19 protein-coding genes are annotated in these 22,059 nt (G+C 59.8%); 7 read left to right on the top strand and 12 right to left on the bottom strand.

The genetic code is table 11. The features are described from left to right. Positions 1-3 precede the first annotated feature (3 nt). Positions 4-1,581, bottom strand: coding sequence for a cysteine--tRNA ligase (gene cysS, locus P273_RS0106460; protein ID WP_024627643.1), 1,578 nt, complete (start codon positions 1,579-1,581; stop codon positions 4-6). Between the two features lie 91 nt (positions 1,582-1,672). Between cysS and P273_RS0106465 the strand changes: the two genes are divergently transcribed. Continuing rightward, positions 1,673-2,398, top strand: a complete 726-nt coding sequence (locus tag P273_RS0106465; protein ID WP_024627644.1) for a type 1 glutamine amidotransferase — start codon at positions 1,673-1,675, stop codon at positions 2,396-2,398. A 2-nt stretch (positions 2,399-2,400) separates the two neighbouring features. On the opposite strand, the gene P273_RS0106470 is transcribed toward P273_RS0106465, so the two are convergent. From P273_RS0106470 to coaD, 9 genes are all read right to left on the bottom strand, one after another. After that, complete coding sequence (locus tag P273_RS0106470) at positions 2,401-4,365, bottom strand: ABC-F family ATP-binding cassette domain-containing protein (protein WP_024627645.1); 1,965 nt, start codon at positions 4,363-4,365, stop codon at positions 2,401-2,403. Between the two features lie 72 nt (positions 4,366-4,437). Further along, a complete protein-coding gene (locus P273_RS0106475) occupies positions 4,438-5,088 on the bottom strand; it encodes a sugar O-acetyltransferase (RefSeq protein ID WP_051354158.1) in 651 nt (216 codons plus the stop codon). 30 nt (positions 5,089-5,118) lie between these two features. After that, a complete protein-coding gene (gene ilvN / locus P273_RS0106480; protein ID WP_015021375.1) occupies positions 5,119-5,673 on the bottom strand; it encodes an acetolactate synthase small subunit in 555 nt (184 codons plus the stop codon). A 14-nt stretch (positions 5,674-5,687) separates the two neighbouring features. Further along, positions 5,688-7,628 carry an acetolactate synthase large subunit gene (locus P273_RS0106485; protein WP_024627647.1) on the bottom strand — a complete coding sequence of 647 codons (1,941 nt, stop codon included), beginning with the start codon at positions 7,626-7,628 and terminating at the stop codon, positions 5,688-5,690. A 217-nt stretch (positions 7,629-7,845) separates the two neighbouring features. Continuing rightward, positions 7,846-8,607 carry a ribonuclease III gene (gene rnc, locus P273_RS0106490; RefSeq protein ID WP_024627648.1) on the bottom strand — a complete coding sequence of 254 codons (762 nt, stop codon included), beginning with the start codon at positions 8,605-8,607 and terminating at the stop codon, positions 7,846-7,848. Between the two features lie 142 nt (positions 8,608-8,749). Further along, on the bottom strand, positions 8,750-8,944 hold the full coding sequence (rpmF, locus tag P273_RS0106495) for a 50S ribosomal protein L32 (RefSeq protein ID WP_015021378.1): 195 nt from the start codon (positions 8,942-8,944) through the stop codon (positions 8,750-8,752). 64 nt (positions 8,945-9,008) lie between these two features. Next, positions 9,009-9,629 carry a DUF177 domain-containing protein gene (locus tag P273_RS0106500; RefSeq protein WP_024627649.1) on the bottom strand — a complete coding sequence of 207 codons (621 nt, stop codon included), beginning with the start codon at positions 9,627-9,629 and terminating at the stop codon, positions 9,009-9,011. Then, on the bottom strand, positions 9,626-10,318 hold the full coding sequence (locus tag P273_RS0106505; RefSeq protein WP_024627650.1) for a cell division protein: 693 nt from the start codon (positions 10,316-10,318) through the stop codon (positions 9,626-9,628). Before P273_RS0106505 ends, P273_RS0106500 begins: the two co-directional genes overlap by 4 nt. After that, positions 10,315-10,824, bottom strand: coding sequence for a pantetheine-phosphate adenylyltransferase (gene coaD, locus P273_RS0106510; RefSeq protein ID WP_024627651.1), 510 nt, complete (start codon positions 10,822-10,824; stop codon positions 10,315-10,317). The genes P273_RS0106505 and coaD overlap by 4 nt, the downstream gene beginning before the upstream one ends. Before the next feature lie 62 nt (positions 10,825-10,886). On the opposite strand from coaD, the gene P273_RS0106515 reads away from it, so the two are divergent. Next, positions 10,887-11,198 carry a DUF3039 domain-containing protein gene (locus P273_RS0106515; protein ID WP_024627652.1) on the top strand — a complete coding sequence of 104 codons (312 nt, stop codon included), beginning with the start codon at positions 10,887-10,889 and terminating at the stop codon, positions 11,196-11,198. Positions 11,199-11,223: 25 nt separating this feature from the next. Here the strand turns inward: P273_RS0106515 and P273_RS0106520 are convergent, their stop codons facing one another. After that, positions 11,224-12,243 carry an aldo/keto reductase gene (locus tag P273_RS0106520; RefSeq protein WP_024627653.1) on the bottom strand — a complete coding sequence of 340 codons (1,020 nt, stop codon included), beginning with the start codon at positions 12,241-12,243 and terminating at the stop codon, positions 11,224-11,226. After that, on the bottom strand, positions 12,243-13,589 hold the full coding sequence (locus P273_RS0106525; protein ID WP_024627654.1) for a nicotinate phosphoribosyltransferase: 1,347 nt from the start codon (positions 13,587-13,589) through the stop codon (positions 12,243-12,245). The genes P273_RS0106520 and P273_RS0106525 overlap by 1 nt, the downstream gene beginning before the upstream one ends. A gap of 103 nt (positions 13,590-13,692) precedes the next feature. Between P273_RS0106525 and P273_RS0106530 the strand changes: the two genes are divergently transcribed. The 5 genes from P273_RS0106530 to P273_RS0106550 all read left to right on the top strand — a co-directional run. Then, complete coding sequence (locus tag P273_RS0106530) at positions 13,693-14,331, top strand: Pr6Pr family membrane protein (RefSeq protein ID WP_024627655.1); 639 nt, start codon at positions 13,693-13,695, stop codon at positions 14,329-14,331. Positions 14,332-14,396: 65 nt separating this feature from the next. Beyond that, positions 14,397-15,161, top strand: a complete 765-nt coding sequence (rph, locus tag P273_RS0106535; protein WP_024627656.1) for a ribonuclease PH — start codon at positions 14,397-14,399, stop codon at positions 15,159-15,161. Positions 15,162-15,197: 36 nt separating this feature from the next. Further along, positions 15,198-15,884, top strand: a complete 687-nt coding sequence (gene rdgB, locus P273_RS0106540) for an RdgB/HAM1 family non-canonical purine NTP pyrophosphatase (protein ID WP_024627657.1) — start codon at positions 15,198-15,200, stop codon at positions 15,882-15,884. 1,227 nt (positions 15,885-17,111) lie between these two features. After that, positions 17,112-19,013, top strand: coding sequence for a hypothetical protein (locus P273_RS0106545; protein WP_253269589.1), 1,902 nt, complete (start codon positions 17,112-17,114; stop codon positions 19,011-19,013). Positions 19,014-19,716: 703 nt separating this feature from the next. Further along, positions 19,717-22,059, top strand: a 2,343-nt coding sequence (locus tag P273_RS0106550; RefSeq protein WP_253269590.1) for a hypothetical protein, incomplete at its 3' end; no start/stop codon positions are given.

Below are 22,059 nucleotides of genomic sequence, written 5' to 3' on the forward strand. Positions count from 1 at the left end.
GGTTCAGCGGCTAAGGTCCCAGGTGCTGCCAGCGGGTGTGTCCGCCACGGTCACGCCGGCCGCCGCCAGCTGATCCCGAATAATATCGGCCCGGGCGAAGTCGTGATCTTTCCGTGCTTGATCACGTTCCTGCAACTGCTGGCGTACCAAGGTATCCAGAGTGTTCATGGCTCGATCGTCACGGTCGGTTGCGACTCCTGCCCAGTGAGGATCAAGGGGATCAAGTCCGAAGACATCCAGCATGGCTCTGACCTGGAGCAGGGAATTGGCCAGCCATTGCCGGTCCAGAGCCTCCGGGTCCGCATCCATGGCTGCGTTGGCTTGACGAATCAGCGCATAGAGGGCGGCCAGACCGCCTGAGACGTTGATGTCGTCATTCATGGCTTGTACGAAGTCCTCTGGCAGATCGTCCGCACTCAGTCCCGCCACACGGTCACGCTCGGGTTGCGCGCCCAGGATCCGCCCGGCACGGTCCACGAAATTGCTGATGCGCTCGTAGGCGCCCTCGGCCTCCTGCAGGGACTGGTCGGACCACTCCAGCATGGACCGGTACTGCACCGAGACCAGCGCGTAGCGCACCACCCAGGCCGGATGCTGAGACAATACCTGTTCCACGGACAGTCCGTTGCCCAGGGACTTGCTCATCTTCTCGCCCTTCTGGGTCACCCAGGCCGTGTGCATCCATCGATGGGCGAACCCCCAGCCAGCTGCGTGCGACTGGGCCATCTCATTCTCGTGGTGGGGGAAGCGCAGGTCCAGGCCGCCTCCGTGGATGTCGAAATCCGCACCCAGATAGCGGTGACTCATGGCTGAGCATTCCAGATGCCAGCCCGGCCGACCTGTGCCGAAGGGGGTTTGCCAGCGAGCTGTGGGCGGGTCTGTAGGCTTGGGTGCCTTCCAAAGTGCGAAGTCGCGGGGGTCTCGCTTGCCGGGCTCCTCATCGGTATCGGCAGCCTGGTCATCAGTGTCGATGCTGGGCCCTAGCCGGTCGTTGGCGGCGGCCTGCTCGTCAGCGGGCTGGGTGCCGGTCTGCTGGTGGGTCAGGGCACCATACTCAGGCCAGGAGGCCACGTCGAAGTAGACATTGCCTGATGGGCGGCCCTGTTCGTCGGGCACCACATAGGCGTGGCCGCGGTCGATGATGCGCTGGATCAGGTCGATCATCTCGGGGATATGCCCGGTGGCTCGGGGCTCGTAGGTGGGTGGCAGGACTCCCATGGTCTCATAGGCATGGGTGAATTCGCGCTCGTAGATGTAGGCCCGCTCCCACCAGCGCTGGCCGTTGGCCGCCGCCTTGGTCAGGATCTTGTCGTCAATGTCGGTCACGTTGCGGATCAGGGTCACCTGGTAGCCCAGTCTGAGCAGCCAGCGCCTGATCACGTCGAAGGCCAAGGTGGTCCTGATATGGCCCAAGTGGGGCGAGCTCTGCACCGTGGCCCCGCACACGTAGATGCCAACCTTGCCCGGTTCGATGGGTCTGAAGGGGGTCACCTGGTGATCAGCTGTGTCATACAGACGCAGACCAGCTGCGGCCAGGCTGACTGAAGCCTTGGAATCATGCGGTTGCGAACTCGTATCCATACCCTTGAGCCTACCAAGGCTTGCTGACCGTCCAAGAGGAAATGCCGAGCCTGCAGACCCGGTCCGACGGCATGTGTGCAAGAATGGAATCATGGCGAAACCTAGGGTGCTGGTGCTCCAGCATGTGGATTGGGAGAAGCCAGGTCGCATTCTCGACAACCTCCAGGAGTGCGGGCTGGATACCGAGATCACCAATATCGTGGACGAGAAGAAGCCCAAGCTGCCGCGCTCGCGGGAGTTGGCGGGACTGGTCATGATGGGCGGGCCCATGTCGGCTGACGACTACGCGCATCACCCCGGACTCAAGGCGGAGACCAAGCTGGCCAAGGCTGCGATGGCTGCCAACAAGCCCATTCTGGGGATTTGCCTGGGTCATCAGATTCTGGCGCGAGCCCTGGGAGGCACCCTGATGCGGGACCAGGAGCCCGAATACGGCATGGGGCCCATCCGCTGGGTGGGGCAGGACGACGATGTGGCCATGTGGAGCAAGAACACGGATGTGCTGCACTGGCATGCCGACCAGGTCACTCTGCCTCCGGGGGCCAAGCTTCTGGCCCGCTCCCAGGCAACCAAGGTTCAGGCTTTTCGACTTGGATCAGCCTTGGGCCTGCAGTTCCACCTGGAGGTGACGGCGCCCATCTTCGAGGAATGGATGCAGGTGCCGAGCATGGTCGGCACGATGAAGAAGTCCAAGATCGCTAAAATGCGCGACGATTTTATCAAAGGGATGCCACAGATGCAGCCCTTGGCCGATGCCATCTTTTCTGCCTTTGCGGCCAGGTGTTCGACCCAGGCCGCTCAGCTGGCCGCCGACTGAGGCTATTCCAGCTCCTCTCCGATGGTCAGCCACTCCTCTTCCAACTGGTCCGACTGTCCGGTCAGATCCTTGAGCTTGCTGTTGAGCTCGTTGAGACCTTGGTAGTCGCCAGGGTCGTGCTCAGCCATCTGTCGTTCAAGATCTTTGCGTTGATCAGCCAGCTTGGCCAGCTTGCGTTCAATGGCGGAGGCCTGCTTGCTCAGATTTCGCCTGGCAACACGTTCGGCCTTGGCCTGATTGTGATTCCCGGTCTCCTTGGCTGATGCCTGGCCCGGTGCATCCGTAGCCTCACGGTCGGCCGACTCGACCATGTCCAGGTAGTCCTGGACACCGCCGGGCAGATGAACCACCTTGCCGTTGATCAGCGCGAACTGCTGGTCGGTCACCCGCTCCAGCAGGTAGCGGTCGTGGGAGACCACGATCAGGGTGCCCGGCCATGAGTCCAGCATGTCTTCCATGACGGCCAGCATGTCGGTATCCAGGTCGTTGCCTGGCTCATCCATGATCAGTGCGTTGGGCTCGTCCAGCAGGATGAGCAGGAGCTGCATGCGGCGCTTCTGTCCGCCTGACAGGTCACTGATCCTGGTCATCAGCTGGGAGTTTTCGAAGCCTAGGCGCTCCATCAATTGGCTAGGGGATACCTCCTTGCCCTCCACCAGATAGGTGGGCTTGTAGCGGCTGAGGACCTCCTTGATCCGATAGCGGCCCAGTTTCTCCAGCTCGTCCAGACGTTGGGTCAGCACCGCAAAGCGGACCGTCTTACCTACTTTGACGTGTCCTGCTGTGGGAGCCACGCTGCCGTCAATCAGACCCAGCAGGGTGGACTTGCCTGCTCCATTTGCACCTACGATGCCGAATCGGTCGCCAGGGCCGATCAACCAGGTCACGTCGTCCAGGACCTTGTGACCGCTGATGGTGAGGGTGTCGGCTGCTGCAGTGCCCGGACGGTCCTGGCCGTCCTCACCACTCTTGTCGGGGTCGGCAGCCACGGTCACTGAGCCCATCAGCGGACGCTCGGCGTGAGGGGAGGGGACCCGGTCATCCTTGTCTCCGTCGGTATCGGGGTCGGCACCTGGATAGATCTTGGTCACGTCGACCAGGTCCACCACCTGCTTGCCCAGTCGGGAGGTGGCCATCCGCTTGAGTTCCAGGCTGTTGCGCATGGGTGGCACGTCGGCGATCAGTTCCTGCGCGGCCTTGACATGGAACTTCTGCTTGGTCGAGCGGGCCCGGGCGCCTCGGGTCAGCCAGGCCAGTTCCTTGCGGGCCAGGTTGCGGCGCTTGGTCTCGGCCAGATCCGCCTGGCGCTCGCGCTCCACCCGCTGGAGCATGTAAGCGCTGTAGCCACCCTCGAAGGGGTCGATGGTTCCGTCATGCACCTCCCACATTGAGGTGCAGACCTCGTCCAGGAACCAGCGGTCGTGGGTGACCAGCAGGAGGGCTCCGGAGTTCTTGGCCCAGCGGTTCTTCAGGTGCTCGGCCAGCCAGTGGATGGTGAGCAGATCCAGATGATTGGTTGGCTCATCCAGGGCCAGGATGTCCCAATCCCGGAGCAGCAGCCGGGCCAGGTCCACCCTGCGGCGCTGACCGCCGGACAGGGTACCCACCTTGGCCTCCAGCTCCATGCCACCTAGGAGGGACTCCACGATTTCGCGGGATCTGGGGTCGGCAGCCCACTCGTAGTCTTGTCGATTCTCCAAGGCTGCCTTGCGGACCGTGTCCTCGTCCTTCAGGGGATCACGTTGGTCCAGCATGCCGAAGGTGAGTCCATTGCGCATGGTCACCCGGCCCTGATCGGGTTCCTGGGTGCCTTTCAGCAGATGCAGCAGTGTGGATTTGCCGTCACCGTTTCGGCCCACGATGCCGATCCGATCGCCCTCGAAAATACCCTGCGTCACGTCCGTAAAGATGGTTTTGGTGGCGAAAGATAGAGCGACGTGTTCCAGACCGAGATCATAGATGGGCATGATTCCCCAATCTACCGCCAGCCTTGGATGGAATGAGCTGTGGGCTTTTCAGAGGGAGAGGGATTATTGGTCCTAGTCGTTCTCCTGGTCACGCTGATGAATTCTGTCCAGGTAACCGGTTTTGTCTGCTTCGGTGATAGGTCGCAGGACAGCGCAGGGGTTGCCGACCGCAACTACCTGATCCGGTATGTCATGGGTGACGACAGACCCCGCTCCGATGACGGCTCCACGGCCGATCCGCACTCCTCCCAGGACGACTACATGGCCGCCCAGCCAGGCTCCCTGGCAGATTTCGATGGGTCGGGCCTGGCAGGCGCCAGCCTTCCGCTCCTCATAGTCCAGGGCATGGTTGGTGCAGAAGAGCCCTGCGCCGGGGCCTATCCACACGTTCCTGCCTATGGTGATCGGAGCGTTGTCCAGCATGACGGCGCCGTAATTGATCAGCGTCTGACTGCCAATCCGTATGTTGCAACCGACTTCGCATCTGAAGTCCGGATTGATGACGACATCCTGTCCCACCTGGCCCAGCAGGTCTTCCAGAATCCGTCGCCGTTCCTGCTTCTGCCCAGGGCCGGTCCTGTTGTACTCCAGGAAGAGGTTTTCGGCACGTTCCCTTTGGCGATCGATGTCGGGATGGGTGTCTTGATAGACCTGACCGGATACCATCCGCTCCCATTCGATTCGGCCGGTCCTGCTCATTCCCGCCGTCACATCGTCAGCCATGCGCACCACCTTCCAGGATTACAGGAGGAATCAGCGGCCGGTGATCTGGGAGCCCAGCACCTTCTCGCTCAGAGCCCGGGGACCCCGGGTAACAGCCACGGCGCCCGACCGGACCAGTTCGATGATGCCGAAGGGCCGCAGCAGCCGCAGCAGGGCCTCCAGTTTGCCCTCTGCCCCCGTAGCCTCAATGGTCAAGGACTCGGGATGGACGTCGACTACGCGCACGCGGAAGAGTTTGACGATCTCCAGCACGTCGGAGCGGTTGCGTTCGTTGGCCTTGACCTTGATCATGACCAGCTCGCGCTCCACGGCCTCGTCGCCCTTGAGCTCGACAATTTTGAGCACATGCAGCAGCTTGTTGAGCTGCTTGATGATCTGCTCCAGGGGGACGGCCTCCACGTCTGCCGTGACCGTGATCCGGGAAATGTCGTCTCGCTCGGTGGACGAGACGGACAGGGAGTTGATGTTGAAGGCGCGCCTGGCGAACAGGCCGGCCACCCTGGCCAGGACGCCGGGGCGGTTCTCGACCAGGACGGAAAGGGTGTGCCGTTCGGAACCGGGCTTGGATGCTGGATAATTGGCCATGTGGTGCCCCTTTCCTACTTGTTCATGCGACCGGCGGCGTCGCTGGCCATGGCTGCCCGGTCGGCTCCGGTCTGCTCATGCGGCTCGGTCTGCTCCTGCTCCGGACGGATGCCGGCCAGGGGCTGCACGCCAGGCTTGTAGATGATGGTGTCATTGGAGGCGCCTGCAGGGACCATGGGCCATACCATGGCATCCTTCCAGACGCGGAAGTCGATCAGGACCGGCCGGTCAGTCACTGCGTTGGCCTTATCGATGGCCTCCAGGGCCTGCTCCTGGGTAAAGGCACGCAGTCCCAGGCAGCCATAGGCCTCGGCCAGTTTGACGAAGTCGGGGATGCCGTTGCCGTCTGTGGGCTTGGCGCCGCCGTCCTCCAGGTTGGTCTGGGAGTAATGGCTGCCGTAGAAGAGGGTCTGCCACTGACGCACCATGCCGTAGACCGAGTTGTTGAGTATGGCGATGCGGATGGGCAGTCCCGCCTGACCGGCCGTGGCCAGCTCCTCGGAGGTCATCTGGAAGGAGCCGTCCCCGTCGATCAGCCAGACGGGCCGCGGATCTTCCTGTTCCCTGGTGCCGATGGCTGTGCCGATGGCGGCGGGCAGGCCGTAGCCCATGGTTCCCAGTCCGCAGGAGGAGACCCAGGAGCGGGTGCGTTCGAAGTCGATGAACTGGCTGGCCCACATCTGGTGCTGACCCACGCCGGATACCCAGATGGTGTTGGGATCGGCCTTGTTGCTCAGGGTTTGGACCACCCACTGGGGGGCCAGGGTGCCGTCCGGGCTGGGCTCAAAGGTGGTGGGGTAGTCGTGCCGCCAGCCGTCGATCAGTCGCCACCAGGGCTTGAGGTCGGGCTTGCCCCAGGTGCGTTGGGCTGCCTTGAGTGCCGGGATCAGGTCGTCCAGCACCTGGCCCACATCCCCGACGATGGGTACATCAGCCTGCCGGTTCTTGCCGATTTCGGCCGGGTCGATGTCGATGTGGATGACCCTGGCCACAGGGGCGAAGTCCTCAAGGCTGCCGGTCACCCGGTCGTCGAAGCGTGTGCCTATGGCCACCAGCAGGTCGGAGTGCTGGATGGCGCCGTTGGCGGCCACTGTGCCGTGCATGCCGGGCATGCCCAGTACTGCAGGATCGGAGTCAGGTACGATGCCTCGTGCAGGCAGGGTGGTGACCATGGGAGCACCGGTGGCTCGCACGAGTTCCTGGACCTGCCGACGGGCATCGGACCGGACTGCGCCGCCGCCCACATAGAGGACAGGCCTGTGCGACTGGACCAGGAGCCGGGCGGCATCATCCAGGACGTGACCGTGTGCTCGCGTGACCGGGTTATAGCCAGGCAGGATCATCTCCTGGGGCCAGGAGTAGAGCATTTTGCCGTTTTGGGCCGTCTTGCTCAGGTCCACCACCACCGGGCCGGGCCTTCCCGAGCAGGCGATGTGGTAGGCCTCGGTCATGACCCGGGGGATGTCCTGGGCCTTGGTCACCAGATAGGAGTGTTTGGCCACCGGGTAGGTGATGCCCACGATGTCGGCCTCTTGGAAGGCGTCGGTGCCGATGGAGTCCACACCCACCTGGCCGGTCACCACTACCAGGGGAACTGAGTCCATCATGGCATCGGCTATGGGGGTGACCATGTTGGTGGCTCCGGGTCCGGAGGTCACCAGGCAGACCCCGACCTTGCCTGTGGAGACGGCGTAGCCCTCGGCTGCGTGGCCGGCTGCCTGCTCGTGGCGGGTTAGTGTGAAGTTGAAGCGCACCTGCTCGTCAATGGCGTCGTAGGCGGGCAGAATAGCGCCTCCAGGAACGCCGAAGACCTGGGTGACCCCCAGATCCTCCAGGGACCGAATCAGCGCCTGGGCTCCCGTCATGGGCTCGCCTTGGGCGGGGACATCCTTGTCGTCATGGTCCCAGTTCTTGGGTACCGAGCTGAATGCTTGCAGAGGTGTCGGCAGACTCATGTTTCCTCTCGACCTCCAGACTGCGCGCCGACCTGCGGCCGTGCATGTCGAAATACGAACCTGTCGGAGCGTCGGCGGGGTGGGCGGACGAATCCCGATCAGGAGGAGGCACCTGTGCCGTTCGTGACGGCGTGCTTCCGGGTTATGCCCATAGTCTAAACAGGGGTCTGGTCGGGGCGTTGGCGCAGTACCGCATGCCGGAATTCCAGTTGGATACTCAGGAGGATTGCTCGGCGCGCAGGGTCGCCAGCAGATCCTGGTCGTCCAGCCGCTTCCACCCCTCGGCGGCAGCAGCCAGCTGGGCCTTCCGCTTGCTACTGGCCCGGCCCTTGCCGATCACGGTCCCGCCGTCCTCTAGGCGCAGTTCGGCGGTAAAGACCTGGGCGTATTCCGGTCCGGAGACCGCCATGGCGTACCGGGGCTCGCCCAAGCCCAGCTTGTGTGCCTTGACGGTGATCGAGGTTTTCCAATCCAGTGCCGGCCCCTCGGTGGCTACCTCGGCCAGGGTGTCGTCAAGAAGGGTATGGACGGTGGTCCTGGCCCCCTCGATGCCGTGTTCCACAAAGACCGACCCGATCAACGATTCGACGGTGTCGCAGAGTATGGAGTCCTTGTCGGCCCCGCCGTTTTCGCTCTCGCCATGGCCCAGAAGAATATACTGCCCCAAGTGCAGTTTCTTCCGGGCGATGGCCGACAGCGCCTCTTCGGAGACCGCCTTGGCCCGCATTTTGGCCAGCTGGCCCTCGGTCATGTCTGGATGAACCTTGTATAGGGTCTCGGTGGCCACCAGTTCCAGAACCGCGTCGCCCAGGAACTCCAGTCGTTCATTGTTGGGCATGCCGGGGTGCTCATGGGCGAAGGAGCGATGGGTCAGGGCGTGCACCAGCAGTTCCGGGCTGATCCTGCCACCCAGGGCCTGGAAGAGCTCCTCAGCCGCCTGGTTGCCGGGGTCCACTTGCTCCTGTTCCTCCTGCTGCATATGGTCTTCCTGATCCTTTCTGGACTGCTCTGTCTGCATGGCCTTTCTCGCTTTCTCAGCCTTGCCGTCTGATGATATGGAAAAACCCCTGCCACCCGTCGATGGCCGGGGTTCTCTCATTGTGTATCGTTCGCCGATTGGCTCACTTGCTGAACTGCGAGCGAATGGCGTCGCGGTAGACGCGCCCGCGGTACATGCCGCAGCTGGGGCATGCCATGTGCGGCAACGCAGGGGCTCCGCAGTTGGGGCAGGTCACCGTAGCGGCGGCCTGGGTCTTCCAGTTGGCGCGCCGGGAATGGGTGTTGGCGCGCGAGGTCTTGTACTTTGGCAGTGCCATATTGTCCTCTGTTTCGATCGAATACTTCGAGCTTAAGCGTAGTGCAGTCTACCGCAACCTCCGGTCATTCGCCAGCCTGGCCGTCGTTGCCGGGGTTCTCCTCCTGCTCCAAGCGCTGTTTGAGTCCCGCCAGGGCTGCCCAGCGGTCGTCCATTATCTCGTGGTGGTGATCGGGATGGTCGTTCAGATCCATGCCGCACTGGGGGCACAGACCCCGGCAGTCTGGTCGGCACAGGGGCTGCAGGGGGAGGGCCTCCACAAGTGTGTCGCGCAGCAGGGCCTCCAGATCCATGAAGGCGCCTCCGCTGGCCAGAGGATAGGTCTGGCCGCTGGCCTCCTCCTGTTCGGCCAGGATCTCCTCCTTGCCGTGGGTCGGCTCCGGTTCGGGCTCCTTGTAGGGGAAGAAGACCACCGGATCGTCCTGGATACTGGTATCCACGGGTCTCAGGCAGCGGGTGCATTCGGTCTTCAGGGGCGCGCTGATGTGGGCCTGCAATAAGAGTCCGTCCACAAGAGAGTCGATGTCGCCCTTCACGTGCACGGGTGTTCCTGCCGGGATGCCCACTACCTGGTCGCCAATGCCCTCAGGGGCTGGAAAATCGCGATCCAGCTGGGTGCTCTGCCCTGCCCGCGTCGACACCTGGGCCACTGAAACCGCCCAGGGGGAATCCTCTGGTCTGCTCATCCCTGCGTCTCCTTTCCCTGATCCGAGACTGACGCGTTCATGCTACGCGCTGCCTCCTGCTCACGCTGGTGGAGAACCTCCAGACCGGCACGCACATCCTGACTCATCTTGCCCAGCTGGGTGTCAAGCTCGCCCATGACCTGGGCGGCATACCCATCGGCCCCTTGGACCAGACGGTCTGCTTGGGCCTGGGCCGTGTCAATGATGGTCTGGGCATTCTGCCGGGCTATGGCCACCACGTTCTCCTGACCGGCCAGGAAGCGGGCCTGCTCGCCAGCCTCCTTGACGATGTCTGCAGCTCGGCTCTGAGCGTCGGATATGGTGGCGTTGGCCTGGGTCTGCGCCGTATTCAGCCGGCGTTCCGCCTCCCTCATGAGCGCCGAGGCCCGCTCCAACTGCACTGGCAGCATTTTTTTGAGTTCGTTGAGGTCGTCGGCCAGCTCGTCCCGGTCCACCTTGACCAGTCCCGGGCTGAAAATGGGGGCCTTGGCCTCGTCCAGCATGGCCTGGATCCTGTCGATGATGTCATAGACGGTGGTGAATTCCGATCGGGGGTTCCCGCTCTCGCTTCGATCCTCCTGCAGGTCGGGCAGGTCCTTCATGTCGACTGCGGACCTGGGAGCGCTCGCTCTGGTCGAGTCGTCGATAGGCTCGTCATCGTCCCTTTCCTGGGTCTGCTCGTTCATCATTGGCTCTTTTCCGTGTGCTGTGTGTCCCTGTGCAAGGTGTCTATCAGTGCATCCACGACGCTGTCGGGGACCATGCCGGTGATGTCCCCTCCATGCCTGGCCACATCCTTGACGATGGTGCTGGAGATGTGTTCCCTCACCGGATCGGCTGGCAGGAAGAGCGTTTCCACCCCGGACAGCTTGCGATTGACCAGGGCCATGCCCAGCTCGGCTTCATAGTCCCCGTTCTGCCTCAGTCCCTTGACGATGACCGAGGCGCCCACCTTGCGGCAGTAGTCGGTGATCAGGCCATCGGTAGAGGCTACGGTGATGTTCGGGTATCCGTCCTCATCCAGGGCCCGGCGGATCATGGCCACCCGCTCCTGTTCGCTGAACATGGGGGTCTTGGCGGCATTGACGGCCACAACCACGTGGACCGTCTCAAAGAAGCAGGCGCAACGTTCGATCACATCCATGTGGCCGGAGGTGACCGGATCATATGAGCCAGGGCATACAGCGATAGTCATGATTCTCAGCGTAGCGCGTCATAGGGAGCGAACGTGTAGCTCGCCGCCGTACCATAGATGTCATGACTGCAAGCAAGAGCATTCGCATGGAGGATCCGGAGCGGGAGCAGAACCCCGACCAGGGCACTGGCACGGCCGTGCTGGACCGTCCGGACACCGAGACCGCCGAGAAAACCCGGCTGAACGACCAGGGCGATGCGGACCGGTTCGCCCACTACGTCTCCCGTGAGCGCATCGCCGAATCCAAGCTGACCGGCCGACCGGTCGTGGCTCTCTGCGGCAAGGTCTGGGTACCCAAGCACGACCCCTCCCAGTACCCGGTCTGCCCGGACTGCAAGCGCATCTACGAGCAGATGACCGGTGGCAGCCACTGAGGACTGCTGAGCGGCCCAGGCTGCTTCAGGACTGCTTGTCCAAGGCGATCCGGTCGATCATCTCCAGCTCCTCCCGGCTGAAGTCGGCTGACTGGACAGCCTTGAGATTGTCCAGGATTTGCTCGGGCTTGGAGGCGCCGATGAGCACCGAGGTGACAGCCGGGTCCCTGAGCAACCAGGCCAGGGCCATCTCTGCCAGACTCTGGCCGCGTTGACGGGCCAGGTCGTTCAACTTCTGAATCTGCTTTAGCCGCTGAGGGGTCAGCGCAGACTCCTTGAGGAAGCGACCGTCGGACCGAATGCGGCTGTCCTCGGGAATCCCGTGCAGGTAGCGGTCGGTCAGCAGCCCCTGGGCCAGCGGGCTGAAGGTGATCAGTCCCTTCTTCTCTTTCATCACGGCTTCTTTGAGCCCGTTGTCCTCGATGGTTCTGTCGAAGATGGAATAGCGGTTCTGGTTGATGACGAAGGGGACGTGCATCTCAGTCAGGATGGCCGCAGCCCGTGTCATGGTCGGCCCGTCGTAGTTGGATAGTCCCAGGTAGAGGGCCTTGCCGCTGGTGACCGCCTGAGCCAGGGCGCCCATGGTCTCTTCTAGGGGTGTGTCCGGATCGGGGCGATGGTGGTAGAAGATGTCCACATAGTCAAGCCCCAGCCGCTTCAGGCTCTGGTCCAGTCCGGACAGCAGATGCTTGCGTGAGCCAAGGTTTCCGTAAGGGCCGGGCCACATTTCATAACCAGCCTTGGTGGAGATGACCAGCTCCTGACGGTGGTGGCTGAAGCATCGCCGCAGGATGATCCCCATGTTGCGTTCGGCGGCGCCCGGTTCCGGCCCGTAGTTGTCGGCCAGATCGAAGTGGGTAATGCCGTGGTCGAAGGCCGTCGTGCACAGCTCCTGCATACGATCCAGGGGCGTGGTGTCGCCGAAGTTGTGCCAGCAGCCCAGGCAGATGGGTGGCAGTTTCAGACCGCTGTCGCCACAGGGCCGGTAGGTTGTGGAATCGTACCGGCTCGGGTCGGGCTGGTAGGTTTCGGATTGTGTGCTCATCAGATGGTCCTCACTACGGTGGGCAGGACCGGCTCGCCCTTCATCAGGCTCAGGGCGTTGATGGGCAGCTCCTTAAGGGCCTTGGCCCGGTGCTCCCGGGCGTCCAACACGGCTTGCTCTCCCTGGAACTCTGGCCTGCCCTGGCCATGATCCACGTAGGTGACCAGCAGATCCCGCCAGTCCTGCTCGGGCGCATAGGCTGCCAGCGCATCCTCAGCGCCCGAGATGACGTGCTCAGCATCGGCCACTCCGTTGTGGTAGGAGCGGTAGGCCAGCTTGCGTCCCGGCACTGAGGCCTTGCCCACCGACTTCTTGGCGACGGCCTGCATAACTCCGTCGGAATTCTCTCGCTCGGTCAGCTTGTAGACCATGGCGCAGGTGGGGGCCCCCGAACCGGTGACCAGCATGGTGCCCACCCCGTAGGAGTCCACCGGGGCGTCCTGCAGGGAGGCGATGGCGTACTCGTCCAGATCGTTGGTGACGGTGATGGTGGCCTTGGTGGCTCCCAGGGAGTCCAACTGGGCGCGGACCTGCTGGGCCAGCGAGCCCAGGTCTCCGGAGTCGATACGAACCCCGCCCAGCTCGGGTCCGGCAACCTCGACGGCTGTCCTGACAGCCTCCTCGATGGAGTAGGTGTCGGTCAGCAGGGTGGTCCCCTTGCCTAGGGCCTGAATCTGTCCTTGGAAGGCCTCACGTTCATTGTCATGAAGGAGGGTGAATGAGTGGGCTGCGGTTCCGATGGCCTTGAAGCCGTATCGCTTGGCTGCCAGCAGGTTTGATGTCCCCTGGAATCCGCCGACTATGGCCGCTCTGGCCGCTGCCACGGCCGCATATTCGTTGGCCCGGCGTGCGCCCATGTCCATGCAGGGCCGGCCCTTGGCCGCGGTGACCATGCGGGAGGCGGCCGATGCCACAGCCGAGTCGTAGTTGAGTATGGAAAGGATCAGCGTTTCCAGCAGGGTGCACTCGCCGAAATTGCCTTCGATCTGCAGAATGGGGGAGTCGGGGAAGAATATCTCGCCCTCCCGGTAGCCGCGGATGGTTCCGGTGAAGTGGAAGTGTTCCAACCAGTCGATGGTGGTCTGGCTAACGATGTGACGGTCGGACAGGAAGCGCAGCTCGTCCTCGCTGGGGTGGAAATCCGCCAGCGCATCCAGAATCCGTCCGGTGCCTGCTACCACTCCGTAGCGGCGCCCTGCCGGCAGGTGTCTGGTGTAGACCTCGAAGACGGATCGTCGCCCGGCCGTACCGTCCTGCAGGGCGGCATCCAGCATGGTGTATTCATACATGTCGGTCATCAGAGCCGTCGAGGTTCCGGTGTCCTTACTATTGTTTTCTGCGTTCATATCTTCCCCTTTGTGGGTGGAAAAGCCCTTGGTTGGCACCCAGTCTAATCCTCTGACCACTTGGCTCGCCCTGCCCTCCCAAGGTCGGGCTAAGCTGGTCCGCATGAGATTCGTCGTGGGCATCTACCGATTGCTGATCGCCTTTTTCTGCCTGGGCGGCACCTACGAGGCCTGGCTGCTGGGGATCGGCAACAAGTGGGTCTATTTTACCTTCCAGACCAATATCGCCCTAGGTCTGGTCATGCTCTGGGCCGGAGCGGCCACCCTGCTCAAGGGCATTCAGCCTCCCGCCTGGCTCAAAGGCTGCCTGACGCTCTACATCGTCATCACCGGGCTGGTGGCCATCCTGGTTCTGGGGCTGAATAGCACGGACTACAAGCTGGTCCTGGGCATCCGGACCACATGGATGATTCACGTCATCAGCCCCATCCTGGCAACGGTGGACTTCCTCTTGTTCGACCCTCATCGTCGCTTCCACTGGCACAACGTGCTGACCTGGCTGATCTACTTCCCCTTCTACGTAGCTTTTGTGTTGATTCGGGCCGCCATCTGGCCTCATTCGGGACCGGAGCCGGGCGGTAATCCCTACCCCTATGCCTTCTTGGATCTCGGGCACCTGGGCTGGGCCCAATTGACGGTCAACCTGGCTGAGTACCTGGTCGTTTTCTTTGCCCTGTCGCTGGTCATCTTCCTGATTGATCGCATCCTGCCGGCCAAGACACCGCTGACCATTGATCGGTAGACGGCTGACGGAATAATAGGGACCAGACCAGGGGAGCCTGGGCGGAACGGAAAGGATCATCACTGATGGTTGCTATCAAGGACATGCTTCAGGAGGGTGCCGTGCTGCGGCCTGACGGCAGGGCGGCTGATGAGCTTCGGCCGGTCGTCATCACCAGGCATTGGACGGAGGCTCCCGAGGGGTCGGTGCTGATCGAGTGCGGCAAGACCAGAGTCATGTGCACGGCTTCCTTCACGCCGACGCTGCCCCGCTGGCGCAAGGACTCCGGGCTGGGCTGGGTCACGGCCGAGTACGCCATGCTCCCCAGGGCCACCAGCGACCGCACTGCACGCGAGTCGGTCCGGGGAAAGGTCGGCGGCCGCACCCAGGAGATCAGTCGGCTGATAGGCCGTTGCCTGCGCGGTGTGGTGGATATGAAGGCCCTAGGTGAGAATCAGATCCAGCTTGACTGCGATGTGCTTCAGGCCGATGGCGGCACCCGTACAGCCTCGGTCACCGGTGCTTACGTTGCCATGGTCGATGCCCTCAGATGGGCCCAGGACCACCATCACATCCGCAGTGCCGACAAGGTGACCAAGGATTGCGTCTCGGCCGTCTCGGTGGGCATCATTGATGGCAAGCCCATGCTTGACCTTCCCTATCTGGAGGACAGCAGGGCCATGACCGATATGAACGTGTCCATGACCGGCTCCGGCGATTTCATAGAAATACAGGGAACGGCGGAGCATCGTCCCTTCAATCGTCAGGAGCTTGGCATCTTGCTGGATCTGGCATCCAAAGGAAACAAGGAGCTTCAGGCCGCTCAGCGCAAGGCTCTGGCATCTGACTGACGCCCACGGTAGGCATTTTCAGCGAGGAGGATCGGTATGGGGCAGGCCAGAAGAGTGGTTGTGGCCACGCACAACGAGGGCAAACTAGCTGAGCTTCGTCGCATACTCGACGGTTTCCTGGCCGATGGAGGTCAGAAGATTGAGCTGGTTTCGGCGGGGCAGCTGGGACTGTCCGATCCGGTAGAGACCGGCACCACTTTTCAGGAGAACGCCCTTCTTAAGGCTGGGCAGGCCGCTCGGGAGTCCGGTCTACCTGCGTTGGCGGACGACTCGGGGCTGGTCGTTGATGTGATGGGCGCCGCTCCGGGGATTCTTTCAGCAAGGTGGAGTGGCCGCCACGGCGACGATCAGGCCAACTTGGAGCTCTTGCTGAACCAGCTGAACGACATTCCCGACGACCACAGGGGAGGTCGGTTTGTCTGTGCTGCCGCCCTAGTCGTTCCGGATGTGCCGGGGTACGCAGTCCGGGGATCTCAAGTGACCAGGGTCGGCGAGATGCCTGGAAGCATCATCCGTCAGGCACGAGGGGACAATGGGTTCGGTTACGACCCGATCTTCGTGCCCCGTGATCAGCCTCGGCGTGCCAGCGACCGGCAGCCGTTGACCTCGGCGGAAATGACCTCGGATGAAAAGAACGCCATTTCACACAGGGGCAAGGCCCTGGCGGCCATCATGCCGATTCTTGTCAGCTGGGTGCTGGGCGATGGCCATATTAGAGGCTGATAAATCCTTATAGATTCCGTACGGTTAACGGTCGCGAAACATCGATAATCATGCCCTGAGTGCCCGGTTAAGCTTGAATTATGTAAAGAAAACGCGAAGGTGCGATTTTTTTATCTCTGTGATACAGTCGGCGGTATTGGGGAGGAACTAAACAGAGTCAGTTTGTTATAGCGCACGATTCTATCGAGACTTGGGGGTTTCGTATTGAAGCAATTGCAAGAACGGAACAATAAGGGATCGCTGCATGTGAACCGTTCGATCATCGCCGTTCTGGTAACCCTTCTGGCTACTCTGGCCATGGTTGTTCCGCTAGGGTTGAGCGCTTTGTCGGCCAATCAGGCCAATGCCGTTGATGGACAGGACGAGACAGCGAGCAGGAAGCCGCTGCTCTATAGGATGTTGGCCTTCAACGACAAGATTGATTCCTGGCAGGATGAGCTGCGAATGGACTTCATCCTGCGTGTGAAGCACAACGAGTTCAAGCCGGATTGCGTCGACCTCGGCAAGTCGGACACCGGTGGTAAGGCGAAATGTAATTTATCTTTTATATATCAGTATGTTGGTTCTGATAACCCTGCAAATTACTATCGTATAAGATATATAAATAGTATAACTCCGGATAATTACCTTGAAAATAACAAAAACGGGCATACATATGACGGAGCTGTAGCATGGGCTGGGAATCATGTGGAGCGCTTTACTGTTCATAAGATAATCAATTCAGGTTTATATGACTACTTGGCCGTATCCATTGAGGGTGATATGAACATTGCGGATAAGTCTACAGATCCCGCAAAATTCGTGGCTGGCGGTCACCCTGAGCCCTTGAATGTCTTTGCCATCGTTGGTGAACAGAATGATGCCCTGTCCTGTGGTAGCTCTTCGTGGGCATGGGGTACCCCCACCTGCTCAACTTTCGATCCAGCCTCCATGAGCAACTTGCAGGATAGATATTCAAATATCACCGCGAGTTTATCGAAGGATAAACAGATGAAAGTGTATATGGGTGACTGCTTGGGTAGCGGAGGAGATGACCTGAAATGCAGTGGCCCATATTCTTGGGTTGGATGGGACTATTGGCCACAACTTTATAACATGTACCAGGCCAACTGGGGCATGGTGACTGATTATGGTTTTCCGGCTTATAGCGATGGTACGGTTGGAAATATAAATGCCACGGCCCCGGGCACGGCTCCGGCACGGTCTTTCTTTGTGTACTGGATGAACTTGCGTGGTCCAGGCAACAAAACCAATGGCATATGTTCTGAGACCAGTTCCTATTACTATCAGTGGGTGGCTCTGAAGGACAGCCAGTGGGTGCCTGTTAAGGAGCTGACTCCTGAACCGGTTCTGGTGACAGGCCAGCAGCCAAGTCCTAATACTTTGACTACCACCTACGGACTGCAGGGTATGGTCAATACCAATGCCGCTTATAACGTCAATCCGACTGACCCAAAGTATGCAAATACCACCAACGTGCTTTTTGCGACCGACAAGGATGGCAATCCTATGCCTGCTCAGAAGGCTGATGGCGGGATTGATTTCAAGGAGGCCAAGGAGAAGCAGGGTCTTGACGGCTATTTCAAATTGGTGACCTGGCCTGACACCAGGAATTCTGATGGCACGGAATGTACAGCCGTCAGCCCAGAGGTATACAGCCCCAAGAGTGCCGGTCTTGTGGGAATCAATGATAACATGTCTGCCGCGCAAAAGGATACGAATCTCTCTGCGGGTTGGACGATTGATACTGCTTTTTATAAGTATGATGTGCCGCGTCCTGATGATCCGACGATTAACAAGATCGAGAATGATGCGGATGCCGGTTTGGATGCTTCTGGGAGCGTGTATACATCGAAGCTTGATCCAGTGGTCAGTGGTGAGTGCACGCCCTCCAAGGATGAGAAGCATCCTAATACGGTTGTTCTGTATGGCGAGGATCCCAGCAATCCGATTGCGGAGGGGCAGGGCACAAATGGCGATGACCTAGTGAAAAGCTCGGACACGTGGGGGTTCAGGCTGGGTGAAGCTGTTTGCGAGGCCGACACTGGCAGTAAACAGGGAGGGTCCTGGCGAATTCAGGATACCAATAAGCAGTATCCATCGCCGGATCCTGGCAACAAGTACAACGGTTACAGGCGCTATCACGCCTGGGTGGTTGAGTCCACGTCAGGGTTCGGTTTGACATCGTTCTTCTCGAATATTGGCACGGCCTATTTCGTCTCGGGGGAGAATGTACCGGATGCGAGCAAGTTCTCGGTCACAGTGCCCCATACGGTCAATGGGAGCCTGCCTGCGGATTCGGTGGTCACATTCAAGGGCGAGGTGTCGCCTGTGTATACGGCCTGGTCGTCGGGGAAGCTGGGGATGACTGATTCCAAGATGGCCATTTCCATGAAGCAGAACACTGCCTCGGACTGGACCAGCTTGGTAACTACTCCGGCCAACACTTTCCAGAGGGATGCAGCGGTCGGCACCGCATCTTCCATTTCAGATTCTACGACCGGCCTCACGCTTAGCCTGACCAAGACGGCGGCTTCTACTTGGTCCTGGTTGCTGAACATACCCGCTGACAGGTTCACTGGCTACGATGGCAGCGACGAGACGCAAACCTATACCTTCCACGTTGAGATGGTCAACCCGATGAACCTTCGTTCGGGCCCAGCCTCTGTCGAGCGGAAGGTCGACATGACGCCTACCACGCTGACCTTTGATCGTCATGATGTCTTCCAGGTGGCGGGCAGGGCCTATAAGTATGTGGACGGGGATACGAAGGTTCCTGAGACCAAGGGGACCATGGTGCATGTGACCTGGCCTGATAATACCGGCACGGATGTGGCTGTGGGGGATCAGGGCATATGGCAGGCGGTTCCTCCTGAGGGGATGAAGCAGGGGGATGTCGCGGTCCAGGTGCTTTCCGATGATGCCGAGGGCCCTGATTCGCAGGGCAGGTTCCAGGGCGGGAACCAGTCGGCTTCGGTGTCGCAGGAGCTGGAGTTCCGGCCTTCGACATCCTCTCTGCCGCTTACCGGCGGCTGGCCGCTTTCGATGCTCAAGATCATGCTGCTGATAGCCCTGGGCCTGGTGGGCTTCGTGGCCTGCTTGAGGAACAAGCAGGAAAGCCGGCACTGATCCCGAAAGCATAAGCCAGGACCTGCCCTCACCTCCTAGGAATTAGGAAGTGAGGGCAGGTCCTGGTTTTTTAACTTCCATGCGGGTGCCAATACACCATTCGTGCCACGGTGTGTCCTGTCGTTGCCAAAGACGGTTGGTGAAAGAGCTGCTTGACAGCATCGAACAGTGGATCTTCTCATTACCAATCAGACGCTCTGTCAATTAAACCAAAATGGTCCAGCCCCCAATCCAGACCAGCCAGAATCAAGACCGTGGACGGTCGCGAAACGCCGATTATAGAATATTCTATCTGAATCCCAGATAATGCTTCTAATTTCTGTACTCTTGGGATGCGTAATAAAAAATGAAACTGCATTTTTGTGCTCTATGTACAGTTGGCTTAATTGGGGATAAGTCAAAAGCAAAGTCGATCTGGTCTAGAGCTTGATTTCATCGTGGTTTTGGGTGGGGGGGTATTGTATTGAAGCGTATGCAGGAACGAGGCGCCAAGCGTCCACAGCATATGAGGCGTCAGGTCATAGCCGTTCTGGTGACCCTCATGGCGACGCTGGCCATAGTTATTCCGCTTGGGCTGAGCGCTCTGTCGGCCAGTCAGGCCAATGCCGTCAACGGACAGGACGAGACGGCCAGTAGAAAACCTTTGCTTTATCGGATGTTGGCCTACAATGATAAGATTGATTCTTACCAGGATGAGCTGCGTATGGACTTCATCCTGCGCGTGAAACACAACGATTTCGATCCTTCTTGCGCCAATGCCACCAGTGGCGTCGATACCAGGGGTGCTTGCAACTTATCCTTCGTATACCCATACTTTGGTTCAACAAATCAGTCATACTATCGCAGGGTGAAGTATCTGAACACCTTTGCTTCAAAGTCATCCTCGGATGCGCCTTGGACCGGGGCCATGAAGTGGGCGCAGAACAGGGACGAGTATTTCACCGTTCACACGATCATCAATTCTGGTTTATATGACTATCTGACCATTTCCATCGAGGGCGATCTGAACCTCAGGGATACCTCCAGCGATACGTCATATTATAAACCAGGTGGTGCCGACGAGCCCTTGAATGTCTTTGCTGTCGTTGGACAGCAGAAAGGCGCGCTGTCTTGCGGTGGCTTATCCTGGGGCTGGAATATTGGCGATTGCAGCAACTTTAAGCCAGATACGATGATCAACGCGCCGGATAGGACATCCAATATTACTTCATCCTTAACGGCGAACGGAAAGAATTTTAAGTTGTATATGGGCGACTGCGTGGGCAAGGGCGATGATCTTCAGTGCAGTGGACCGTACTCTTGGATTGGATGGGATGACCAGCCAGATCTTTATGGAGGCAATCAGTCTAACTGGGGCTTGGTGACCGATTATGGCTTTCCGGCCTATTCTGACAACAGTGTTGGAAGTATCAGTGGCACCGATCCGGGCACAGCCCCATCGCGGTCTTTCTTCGCGTACTGGCTGAATCCGCGTGGCAGTACCATCTATAACCCTGATGGCATATGTTCCGAGACCAATTCCTATTATTACCAGTGGGTGGCTCTGAAGGATAGCGAGTGGGTGCCTGTTGATGAGTTGACACCTGAGCCGGTCCTGGTGACAGGCCAGCAGCCGTCTCCTAATTCGGTAACGACAACGACCGGCAAGCAATATCAAGTCAGCAGGTATTCGGCTTTCAACGTGAGTCCAAAGGACCCGAGGTATCTCAATAACCCCAATGTGCTTTTTGCGACCGATAAGAACGGCAATCTGATGCCTGCCCAGAATTCGGACGGCTCCATCAATTTCAAAGAGGCCAAGGAGAAGCAGGATCTTGATGGCTACTTCAAATTTGTTACCTGGCCTGTGACCAAGAATCTGAATGACACCGGCACTGCCAACACTTGTACTGTCAGTCCTGAAGTGTACAACCCTGATAAGAAGGGTCTCGTCGGCATACGTGACGGCATGAACAGCTCGGATATAGACCGAAATCTGTCTGCGGGCTGGACGATTAATACGGCGTTTTATAAGTATGATGTGCCCCGTCCTAAGGATCCGACGATCACGAAGATCGAGAATGATGGGGATGCCGGTTTGGATGCTTCGGGAAGTGTGTATACTTCTAAGCTTGATCCGGTGGTCAGTGGTGAGTGCACGCCTTCCAAGGATGCTGCGCGTCCCAACAAGGTTGTTCTCTATGGGGAGGATCCTGCCAATCCGATTGATGGCGGTCAGGGTTCAAATGGCGGGGATCTGGTGAAAGCCGCGGACACGTGGGGGTTCAGGCTGGGCGAGGCTGCGTGCGAGGTCGATCCCAAGAGCAAGCAGGGAGGATCTTGGCAGATACAGGACACGAACAAGCAATACCAGTCTCCGGACCCGGGTAACAGGTACAGCGGGTATAGGCGGTACCATGCCTGGGTGGTCGAGTCTATCTCCGGGTTCGGCCTGACTTCATTCTTCTCGAATATCGGGACGGCGTATTTCGTCTCGGGGGAGAACGTTCCGGACGCGAGCAAGTTCTCGGTCACGGTGCCTCATACGGTCAACGGGAGCCTGCCCGCAGGTTCAGCCGTCACATTCAAGGGTGAAGTATCACCTACTTATCTCGCCTGGTCCTCGGGGGGTCTGGGGATGACGGATTCCAGGATGGCTGTTTCGATGAAACAGAAGACTGCCTCGGACTGGACGCCCTTGGTGACCACTCCTGCCAACACTTTCCAGAGGGGTGCGGCGGTCAACACCGCATCTTCCGTCACGGATTCCGTGACGGGCCTCACGCTGGGCCTGAACAAGACAACGGCATCCACATGGTCCTGGACGCTGAACATACCCGCCGGCAGATTCACCGGCTATAACGGGGGCGACGACACACAGACGTATGATTTCCGCGTTGAAATGGTTAATCCGATGAACATCCGCTCGGGTCCGGCATCCATTGAGTGGAAAGTCGACATTACGCCCACCACGCTGTCCCTGGAGCGTTACGATGTCTTCCAGGTGGCGGGCAAAGCCTATAAGTATGTGGACGGTGATACGAAGGTTCCCGAGACCAAGGGCACC

Origin of the sequence: Bifidobacterium sp. A11 (genome assembly GCF_000499185.1) — a bacterium.
GTDB lineage: Bacteria > Actinomycetota > Actinomycetes > Actinomycetales > Bifidobacteriaceae > Bombiscardovia > Bombiscardovia mizhiensis.

Coding starts and splice junctions, on each gene's coding strand:
- cysS (WP_024627643.1), bottom strand. CDS start 1,581: ATGGATACGAGTTCGCAACCGCATGATTCCAAGGCTTCAGTCAGCCTG.
- P273_RS0106465 (WP_024627644.1), top strand. CDS start 1,673: ATGGCGAAACCTAGGGTGCTGGTGCTCCAGCATGTGGATTGGGAGAAG.
- P273_RS0106470 (WP_024627645.1), bottom strand. CDS start 4,365: ATGCCCATCTATGATCTCGGTCTGGAACACGTCGCTCTATCTTTCGCC.
- P273_RS0106475 (WP_051354158.1), bottom strand. CDS start 5,088: ATGGCTGACGATGTGACGGCGGGAATGAGCAGGACCGGCCGAATCGAA.
- ilvN (WP_015021375.1), bottom strand. CDS start 5,673: ATGGCCAATTATCCAGCATCCAAGCCCGGTTCCGAACGGCACACCCTT.
- P273_RS0106485 (WP_024627647.1), bottom strand. CDS start 7,628: ATGAGTCTGCCGACACCTCTGCAAGCATTCAGCTCGGTACCCAAGAAC.
- rnc (WP_024627648.1), bottom strand. CDS start 8,607: ATGCAGCAGGAGGAACAGGAGCAAGTGGACCCCGGCAACCAGGCGGCT.
- rpmF (WP_015021378.1), bottom strand. CDS start 8,944: ATGGCACTGCCAAAGTACAAGACCTCGCGCGCCAACACCCATTCCCGG.
- P273_RS0106500 (WP_024627649.1), bottom strand. CDS start 9,629: ATGAGCAGACCAGAGGATTCCCCCTGGGCGGTTTCAGTGGCCCAGGTG.
- P273_RS0106505 (WP_024627650.1), bottom strand. CDS start 10,318: ATGATGAACGAGCAGACCCAGGAAAGGGACGATGACGAGCCTATCGAC.
- coaD (WP_024627651.1), bottom strand. CDS start 10,824: ATGACTATCGCTGTATGCCCTGGCTCATATGATCCGGTCACCTCCGGC.
- P273_RS0106515 (WP_024627652.1), top strand. CDS start 10,887: ATGACTGCAAGCAAGAGCATTCGCATGGAGGATCCGGAGCGGGAGCAG.
- P273_RS0106520 (WP_024627653.1), bottom strand. CDS start 12,243: ATGAGCACACAATCCGAAACCTACCAGCCCGACCCGAGCCGGTACGAT.
- P273_RS0106525 (WP_024627654.1), bottom strand. CDS start 13,589: ATGAACGCAGAAAACAATAGTAAGGACACCGGAACCTCGACGGCTCTG.
- P273_RS0106530 (WP_024627655.1), top strand. CDS start 13,693: ATGAGATTCGTCGTGGGCATCTACCGATTGCTGATCGCCTTTTTCTGC.
- rph (WP_024627656.1), top strand. CDS start 14,397: ATGGTTGCTATCAAGGACATGCTTCAGGAGGGTGCCGTGCTGCGGCCT.
- rdgB (WP_024627657.1), top strand. CDS start 15,198: ATGGGGCAGGCCAGAAGAGTGGTTGTGGCCACGCACAACGAGGGCAAA.